The organism is Chryseobacterium sp. T20 (assembly GCF_047345655.1).
In the GTDB taxonomy this organism is placed as follows: Bacteria; Bacteroidota; Bacteroidia; order Flavobacteriales; family Weeksellaceae; genus Chryseobacterium.
The window spans coordinates 227,860-236,261 of sequence record NZ_JBLFDU010000008.1 but is presented as its reverse complement, the minus strand read 5'-3'; the positions used below and the strand labels follow the sequence as shown (position 1 = coordinate 236,261).

Sequence of the window (8,402 nt, the reverse complement as noted above, 5' to 3'; positions counted from 1 at the left end):
TACCTTATCAGAAAAACTATTTACAAGTAGGCACTTAATTTTTTAGCATATTTATTTGCAAGTTAACATAGAACGTTAAAAACTACGCGAATTGAAAGATACTAATAGTTTTTCTTACTATTTTTACTTCAACAAAACAGGAAACAATAAAGTTGAATGAAGAAAATTATTTACGGGCTGTTCTTCGGTGACAGCATTACCTATGGAGAATATGACGGAGTTTTTGGTGGTTGGGTAGATATTCTGAAAAGATATGCCCTGCAGAAATTTCATGAAGGAAATGGAGATGAACTGATTCTTTTCAATCTCGGAATAGGAGGAGAAACGACAGAGGGATTGCTGAAAAGGCTTCCTCATGAATTAAGCGCAAGAAATTCCGCTGATGGAAATATTGTTTTTCTAAGTTATGGAGCCAATGATCTTGCAGTCAAAGATGGAGTCCAGATCGTAGATTCTGAAAAATTTAGGAGCAATATTAAAGAAGCTATCATACATGCGAGACGGTTTTCCGATATCATTTATATCGTAAGTATTCTTCCTTTCTCTCAAAAAATAGATGGAGTAGTGGTAAGCTCCGGGAAAATGAGGATTAACGAAGATGTGGTTGTTTACAATCAGATTTTGAAAGATATTGCTGCTGAAGACTCACTGACCTATATTGATTTCTATTCTGCTTTCCTGGATGACAAAGAAATCCTGCTTTCTGCAGACGGTGTACATCCCAATGAAAAAGGCTATGGAATGATGGCTGAAATTGCAATCCCAATCATTGAAAAATATTTATAATGCCCAATTTATTTTCTTACGGAACTTTACAGAAAGAGCAGGTTCAAATGGAAACCTTCGGAAGACGCTTACATGGTGAAAAAGATACTTTGTCAGGGTATAAATTAAATATGCTTGAAATTACAGATCCTGAAGTACTGCGGAAAAGGAGCCAGAAATACCATCCTGTACTTGAATTTTCAGGAGATGATAATGATCAGGTAGAAGGAGTGCTTTTTGAGGTGACAGAAGAAGAAATTCTTCAGGCAGACGAATACGAAGTAGATGATTACAAAAGAATCGAAACCGTTTTTAAATCCGGAAAAAAAGGGTTTATCTATGTCGGGAAATAGTCATTGCGAGCAAAGCGAAGCAATCTCACTATCTCCTATAAAATTTCAACGGGAACTTTGTCATTCCGAGCAAAGCAAGGAATCTAAACACAAATAACACTAATGATTTCACTAATTCCACCAATGAATATTCAATAGGAATGGGCTTTAGCCAAAACTTAAAAGCCATATCCTATTCAATTAATTTAAAAAAACTCCTGACAGACTATTGTCACAACCTGTCCTTATCTTTGCTCTATAACAAAGAATTAATAATGAAGAACGTAAAAATAGAACCTTTTAAGGTAATCGGTATTGCAGTAAGAACAACCAATGAAAATGGACAGGCAGGAAAAGATATTCCGGTATTATGGGAGAAAATGATCAATGAAGATATTCTCAATTCAATTCCTAATAAAATAGACAATACCATCTATTCCATCTACACAGATTACGAAAAAGACCACACAAAGCCTTATACGACTGTTCTTGGATGCAAAGTAGAAAATCTTGACAATATTCCTGAAGGAATGACAGGTTATTCTTTTGATGGCGGAGACTATCTGAAATTTAGCACAAAAGGTGACCTTTCAAAAGGTTTAGTGATCAATGAATGGTTAAAAATCTGGAATATGGATTTAGGAAGGGAATTTACTGCTGATTTTGAAGTGTACGGAGAAAAAGCGCAAAATCCATCAGATGCAGAAGTTGATATCTTCATTGCTGTGAAATAAAAGATTGAAAAATAAAATATTTTTAACCTTCACAAATTTAGAACTGAAGAAGTGATATTCCCCTCCTCTGGAGGGGTGTCAAAAATTCTTTGAATTTTTGACGGGGTGGTTTAAACTTCCATCTCCCAGCTTCTCTCTTCCATCTCAGCTGAAAATATATTTCCCATACACCAGAATCCCAACAATCACTGCTGCAATAGCTGTCAGCACTACAGCTCCCGCTGCAATATCTTTAATAAAGCCGATTCTTTTGTCAAAGTCAGGTTGAATGACATCACAGATCTTTTCAATAGCAGTATTGAAAATTTCAGCACTTAAAACAGCGAATGAGGCGATAATAACCAAAGCTGCGTCTGTGCTGTTCAGTCTAAAATAAAAAATAAGGAAGAGATTGACAAAGAATGCCAGAAGCTCAATCTGGAAATTTCTTTCCGTTTTTATCATCATCAAAACACCCCTGAAAGCATTGAGAAAACTTTTATGAATAGGAGGTTTTTGCATAATTCTGAACTTTTCAGACAAAGATAGCCTTTGTATTTTGATAAAAAATGATTCTCCTAAGAAATATACGCATAATGTCAAGGCTCAAAACAAATTAAGGATCTTTGTTAAAAACTCCTCCATATTATTCTTTTCTTTGTTGTATGTATTTATTATATTTGTAGAAACTTATTTTATAAATCTATGAAATTTATTATTTCAAGTGGTGAACTGCAGAAGGCTTTGCAAACTGTAAGTGGCGTAATATCAAGCTCTCAATCGAGACCGATTTTAGAAAACTATCTTTTTGAATTAGACGGAAATAATGTTACCATTACAGCATCTGACGGCGAGACAACTCTTGTTACTTCTCTGGAAGTAAAGTCTGATGATACAGGTAAATTTGCTGTTCCTGCTAAAATTTTTCAGGATTTTATCAAGACATATGGTGAACAGCCTCTGACATTTGTTGTAAAAGACAATGCTGAAGGTACTGGAAGCCAGCTTGAGATTTTAGATGAAAAAGATAATTTCGCAGTAGCATTAGACAATGCTGATGACTATCCTGAATTACCGGAATTCGACGCTTCCCAAAGTGTAACGATGCCGGCAGGAGTTTTGTCTGAAGCTTTGACAAACACACTATTCGCTACAAGTAACGACTCCCTTCGTCCGGTAATGACAGGAGTTCTTTTCCAGTTTGGAGAAAACGAAACCAATTTCGTTTCTACAGACTCCCACAGATTGGTGGTGTACAAAAGAGCAGACCTGATGAATGCTGAGCCGATGGAGTTTATCATGCCTAAGAAACCTCTGAACATTTTTAAAAATATCCTGGCAAGTTCCAATGAAGACGTTACGATTGACTTCAATGAGAATATGGCTAAATTTACTTTTGGTAAGCACATCTGGATCTGTAGACTGATTGACGGAAAATATCCAAACTATACAGCGGTAATTCCAAAAGAAAACCCAAATGTATTGACAATCAACAGAAACCTGTTGTTAGGAGCAATCAAAAGAGCATCTATCATGTCTAACAAATCTACCAACCAGGTAAGATTCAAGCTTTCCGGAAATATTCTTCACCTTCATGCAGAAGATACTGAATATGCCAACAAAGCTGACATGCAGATTCCTTGTGATTACAACGGAGAAGATATCAATATCGGATTCAGTTCAAAATTCTTAACAGAAATGTTGACAATCCTGGGATCAGATGATATCACCATGAAAATGTCTCAGCCTAACAGACCAGGAATTATTGAACCTCTTGACGGTCTTGAAGAAAACGAAAATATATTAATGTTATCAATGCCGGTTATCGGATTGTAATAATTTAATATATACAAATATAAAAAGCCGGAAAATTCCGGCTTTTGTTTTTTTTGTTGCAGTGTAAATTATTACGAAAAAATAGAAAAAGCTCTTATCTTAGTGCTTCAGAATACAAAATTGTAGAAAAATATTTTTGATGTAATGAAACACAAATTACACAAATTTTGTCACGAATATCACAAGTAAGACATTATAAATAGTGTTATTTGTGAATCATTAGCGTCATTAGTGTTTAAATTAACTCCTCATGGAAATAAAAATACAGTCTTACCAAACTTCAGATTTTCCCGCAGAGTTCACAACTGAAAATTACAGCGTGATTCTATGGAAAGGTTCAGGTGTTTTCTCTGTGGATGATATTAATTATTCTTACAACGGACACAATATTCTGTTTCTTTCCCCTTATCAGAAGATAAAACTGGCTTCGGAATCGGAGGAAAATATCCATGTGCTTTTCTTTCACGGGGATTATTACTGTATAGAATATCACAAAGAGGAAGTGGCGTGCAACGGGCTTCTTTTCAATAATATTTATCTGAATCCAGGAGTTGAGCTGTCGGAAGAGAGTTATCATTATATTCTTGAGCTTTATAACTATATTCAAAAAGAGGAATCCGAGAAACATCCGTTTTCTGAATCTATTATCAAGACCTATATCCAGCTTATTCTTGCCATTGGAAGCAAACAGAAAAGCAGTATTGAAAACAATGTGGTTTCTCATGAAAAACTTCCCAATAAAAATGCTGCAGAATTTCAGAAACTTTTGGAAACACATTTTAAAGTGGAAAAAGAACTGTCATTTTACAGCGATAAACTAAACATTACCAATAATACCTTAAGTAAGGCAGTAAAGAAAGAATTTTCCAAAACACCCACTCAGCTTATCAATGAGAGAATTATTCTGGAAGCCAAAAAATTATTGCATTTAACCTACAGATCTGTAAAGGAAATTGCTTCTGAGCTGGGATTTGAAGACGAATTTTATTTCAGCAGGTATTTCAAAAAATCGGTAGGATGTTCTCCTAAAAATTACAGAGAAAAAGTGGGGATCTCCGTGGTGGCGAAAATATCCATGTAATGTCCCGAAATGTCTATGTTGGTGCTGAATGCATGTGAATACCTTTGGTAAAAAATAAATCACATGAAAAATAGCAGACTTTATCACCAATTATTACAATGGGATACTTACTTTTTCAATTTTCTCAGAATTTCAATTTTCATCGTTATGGCATGGATTGGAGGCTTGAAAGCTTTTCATTATGAAGCGGATGGAATTGTACCTTTCGTAGCCAACAGCCCTTTGATGAGCTTCTTCTACAAAAATGCAGACCATAAAGTTCTTCATGATGATAAAAAGCTCGTTAAAGAATATACTTTATATAAAAATCCGGAAGGAAAAGTAGTTCAGAAAAATATCAACTGGCATCAGGAAAACAGAACATATGCCTTTTCCTATGGTCTTGGAACAATGATAGTTTTAATAGGGTTTCTGGTGCTTTTAGGAATCTGGTTCCCTAAAATAGGAACTATTGGTGGTGCTTTAACGTTTTTAATGTCTCTTGTTACCCTGTCATTTCTGATAACGACCCCTGAAGTATATGTCCCTAATCTGGGTGGAGATTATGCAACTCCTCAGTATGGTTTTCCCTATCTGTCGGGAGCAGGACGTCTTGTATTGAAGGATATTATCATGATGGCCGGAGGGTTGGTATTATTTTCTGATAGTCTGAAGAAGCTGGTGAGACCGTTGGACCAATAGTTTCCCGAATCAGTAGCAGAAGGATTAACGAAAATTTATTATCTTAAAATCGCTTCTAAATTTCTCTATTTCTCAAAAAAACACGACATTTGTAGCTCGAAAAATCATACCGGAAAAGGGGTGGGATTTCAAATAAAAGTTTCAAAATAGAGCAGATGAAACCTTAGAGCACATCTGACGAATTAAATAAGTAGATAGATTAACAAATGAAAATATCAAACAACTGGCTGAAGGACTTTGTAAAAACGGAATCAAAAACTGAAAGAATCGGTGAATTCCTTACAGATATAGGTCTTGAGGTTGAAGGGATAGATAAATTTGAAAGTGTAAGAGGCAGCCTGGAAGGAATTGTTGTAGGTAAAGTACTTACCTGCGAAAAACATCCGAATGCTGACAAACTGAAGAAGACAACAGTAGATGTAGGAAACGGAAAAGTGTTGAACATTGTTTGCGGAGCTCCGAATGTTGAAGCAGGGCAGACTGTTCCTGTAGCCGTTGTCGGAACAAAAATCTACGATAAAACAGGAAACTTTTTTGAAATTAAAGAAGCAAAAATCAGAGGAGAGGTTTCTCAGGGAATGATCTGTGCAGAAGACGAACTAGGTCTTAGCGAAGATCATGGAGGAATCATGGTGTTGGATGAAACCAAATATGAAGTAGGGAAAAACTTTGCAGACTATTTTGAACTGACTAATGATGAGGTATTTGAAATCGGTTTAACGCCGAACAGAACAGATGCTATGTCTCACTATGGTGTTGCCAGAGATTTACACGCATATCTTTCTACAAACCAATTGAAGTCTCAATTTAATAAAGTAGCTTCTGAAGTTTTGAATAATGAAGGAACTCATGATTTCAAACTGGAAATTGAAGATGCAGAATTGTGTCCAAGATATATCGGAGCAGTTATTGAAGATGTAAAAGTTGCAGAATCACCATCCTGGTTGAAAGACAGACTGAAAGCGATCGGATTAAGCCCGATTAACAACGTTGTAGATATTACCAACTATATTCTTCACGGTTACGGACAGCCGCTTCACGCATTTGATGCAGATAAAATTGCAGATAAGAAAGTGAAAGTAGGTGTGGTAAAACCGGGAACAAAATTTACGACTTTAGATGGTGTTGAAAGAACATTGAATGGTTCTGAAATCATGATCAAAGACGGTAAAGATAAACCAATGTGTATTGCCGGAGTATTCGGTGGTGAGAACTCAGGAGTATCTGAAACAACCAAAACAATATTCCTTGAAAGTGCTTACTTCAATCCGATTGCTGTAAGAAAAGGAGCTAAAGCGCATAGCTTGAATACAGATGCTTCTTTCAGATTTGAGAGAGGAGTAGACCCGAACCTTACCAGAACAGCCATCACTCACGCTATTAAAATGATTCAGGAAATTGCTGAAGGAAAATTAGTAGGAGAGTTACTGGAAGAATACCCTAAGAAAATAGAAGACAACTATGTGATTATCAGATTCTCTAAAATTGAACAGATTTTAGGAACAAAAATTCACAGAGAAAAAGTAAAAGAAATCTTAAAAGCCCTGGAAATTCAGGTTTTAAATGAAATTCCTAACGGTTTCGAAATCTCAGTTCCTGCATACAGAGCTGATGTAACGAGAGAAATTGATGTGATTGAAGAGATTTTAAGAATCTACGGATATAATAAAATTGATGCTCCTCAGAAGATTTCGTTTACTCCTGTTAAGCTAAGTGCGAACGATCAGGACGAACTGGAAAACAGCTGGGCAAGAACTTTACAGGGTCTTGGTTTCAATGAAGTAATGAACAACTCATTGACTTCTGTGAAAGACGAAACAGATGCTGTAAAACTATTGAACCCTTTAAGCGGTGATTTGGCATTCATGAGAAAGTCTTTATTAGAAGGACTTCTTCAGAATACAGTATATAATATCAACAGAAAGAATCAGGATATCAAATTCTTCGAATTAGGAAAAATCTATCACAAAAAAGATAAATACGAAGAAAGAAAACAATTGGCATTATTGGTTTCAGGAAGAGATGTTGCAGAAAACTGGCTTCAGCCAAAATCTGCTGTAAGTTTCTATAACCTTAAAGCTTACGTAAAAGTTTTATTGGAAAGACTTGCGGTAGATTACAAAGAAGTTGCTCTTTCTGATGATAGATTCTCTGATGCATTGGCATACGAGGCAGAAGGTAAAACTTTGGTAAGAATCGGAAAAGTAGCACCTGTGTTGTTAAAAGACTTTGATATCGATCAGGAATGTTTCTATGCAGAAATTGAACTGGAATATGCTCAGGAATTGCGTTCTAAAAATGAATTGAAATTCAAAGATATTCCTAAATTCAACAAAATCAGAAGAGACTTGGCTTTACTGATTGATAAAACGGTAAATTATCAGGATTTATATCAGACGGCTAAGAAGAACAAATCTCCATTCATTAAGAATATTAACCTATTCGATGTATATGAAGGTAAAAATCTTCCTGAAGGTAAGAAGTCTTATGCCATGAGCTTCGAGCTGTTAAACGAAGAAAAAACACTGGAAGAAAAGGAGATTACAGAAGTAATGGATTCTTTAATCAAAGCTTTCCAGAAAGAATTCAACGCTGAGTTGAGATCTTAATATTTGAAAATATATTTCATTAATAAATAGAAACGGACTTTTTTAAGTCCGTTTTTTTGTTTTTATTGCGTTGTTATTAGGCTTGGGCTAAAGCCATTGGTATGTTTATGTTTTAAACAAGCATGCTCCGCTCAGGATGATAGCCCGTTCCTATTGAATCGCATTAGTGATATTAGTGAAAATATTAGTGTCATTAGTGTTAAAATGGAAATCTTGTATAAAAACAATCTATCCACAGCCTTTGTATTCCGTAGGTATCTCAATATATTTTATAACCCAATTGTAGTATAGATTCCTTGCTTTGCTCGGAATGACAAAGACAGACACCAGAAAATTTTATCGAAGATAAAATTCTAGCGCCTTAAACTCTTTGCATATTAAGAAA

At 35.3% G+C, this 8,402-nt stretch carries 8 protein-coding genes; 7 read left to right on the top strand and 1 reads right to left on the bottom strand.

Annotated features, from left to right (window positions below; genetic code table 11):
- Window positions 1-156 precede the first annotated feature (156 nt).
- From ACMA47_RS18140 to ACMA47_RS18130, 3 genes are all read left to right on the top strand, one after another.
- The gene (locus tag ACMA47_RS18140) at window positions 157-786 is read left to right on the top strand and encodes an SGNH/GDSL hydrolase family protein (protein ID WP_413930925.1); all 630 of its coding nucleotides are present in this window, start codon (window positions 157-159) and stop codon (window positions 784-786) included.
- Entirely contained in the window at window positions 786-1,118 is a 333-nt protein-coding gene (locus tag ACMA47_RS18135; RefSeq protein WP_413930924.1) for a gamma-glutamylcyclotransferase family protein, read from the top strand. The genes ACMA47_RS18140 and ACMA47_RS18135 overlap by 1 nt, the downstream gene beginning before the upstream one ends.
- Window positions 1,119-1,372: 254 nt before the next feature.
- Entirely contained in the window at window positions 1,373-1,831 is a 459-nt protein-coding gene (locus ACMA47_RS18130) for a GyrI-like domain-containing protein (RefSeq protein ID WP_413930923.1), read from the top strand.
- 144 nt (window positions 1,832-1,975) lie between these two features.
- Here the strand turns inward: ACMA47_RS18130 and ACMA47_RS18125 are convergent, their stop codons facing one another.
- Window positions 1,976-2,332 (bottom strand): diacylglycerol kinase family protein, encoded by a 357-nt coding sequence (locus ACMA47_RS18125; protein ID WP_413930922.1) that lies wholly within the window; start codon window positions 2,330-2,332, stop codon window positions 1,976-1,978.
- 183 nt (window positions 2,333-2,515) lie between these two features.
- Here ACMA47_RS18125 and dnaN point away from each other — a divergent pair, with 183 nt between their 5' ends.
- The 4 genes from dnaN (at window position 2,516) to pheT (ending at window position 8,017) form a co-directional block, all read left to right on the top strand.
- Window positions 2,516-3,646, top strand: a complete 1,131-nt coding sequence (dnaN, locus tag ACMA47_RS18120) for a DNA polymerase III subunit beta (protein ID WP_034699704.1) — start codon at window positions 2,516-2,518, stop codon at window positions 3,644-3,646.
- A 250-nt stretch (window positions 3,647-3,896) separates the two neighbouring features.
- Window positions 3,897-4,727: a helix-turn-helix domain-containing protein gene (locus tag ACMA47_RS18115; RefSeq protein ID WP_413930921.1), complete on the top strand. Its 831-nt coding sequence runs from the start codon at window positions 3,897-3,899 to the stop codon at window positions 4,725-4,727.
- A gap of 63 nt (window positions 4,728-4,790) precedes the next feature.
- Window positions 4,791-5,408, top strand: coding sequence for a DUF417 family protein (locus ACMA47_RS18110; RefSeq protein ID WP_413930920.1), 618 nt, complete (start codon window positions 4,791-4,793; stop codon window positions 5,406-5,408).
- A gap of 206 nt (window positions 5,409-5,614) precedes the next feature.
- Complete coding sequence (pheT, locus tag ACMA47_RS18105) at window positions 5,615-8,017, top strand: phenylalanine--tRNA ligase subunit beta (RefSeq protein ID WP_413930919.1); 2,403 nt, start codon at window positions 5,615-5,617, stop codon at window positions 8,015-8,017.
- Window positions 8,018-8,402: the final 385 nt, after the last annotated feature.

Excerpts from the sequence above, each read along its gene's own strand:
- ACMA47_RS18125 (WP_413930922.1), bottom strand. The coding sequence starts at position 2,332 with ATGCAAAAACCTCCTATTCATAAAAGTTTTCTCAATGCTTTCAGGGGT.
- ACMA47_RS18115 (WP_413930921.1), top strand. The coding sequence starts at position 3,897 with ATGGAAATAAAAATACAGTCTTACCAAACTTCAGATTTTCCCGCAGAG.
- ACMA47_RS18110 (WP_413930920.1), top strand. The coding sequence starts at position 4,791 with ATGAAAAATAGCAGACTTTATCACCAATTATTACAATGGGATACTTAC.
- dnaN (WP_034699704.1), top strand. The coding sequence starts at position 2,516 with ATGAAATTTATTATTTCAAGTGGTGAACTGCAGAAGGCTTTGCAAACT.
- pheT (WP_413930919.1), top strand. The coding sequence starts at position 5,615 with ATGAAAATATCAAACAACTGGCTGAAGGACTTTGTAAAAACGGAATCA.
- ACMA47_RS18140 (WP_413930925.1), top strand. The coding sequence starts at position 157 with ATGAAGAAAATTATTTACGGGCTGTTCTTCGGTGACAGCATTACCTAT.
- ACMA47_RS18135 (WP_413930924.1), top strand. The coding sequence starts at position 786 with ATGCCCAATTTATTTTCTTACGGAACTTTACAGAAAGAGCAGGTTCAA.
- ACMA47_RS18130 (WP_413930923.1), top strand. The coding sequence starts at position 1,373 with ATGAAGAACGTAAAAATAGAACCTTTTAAGGTAATCGGTATTGCAGTA.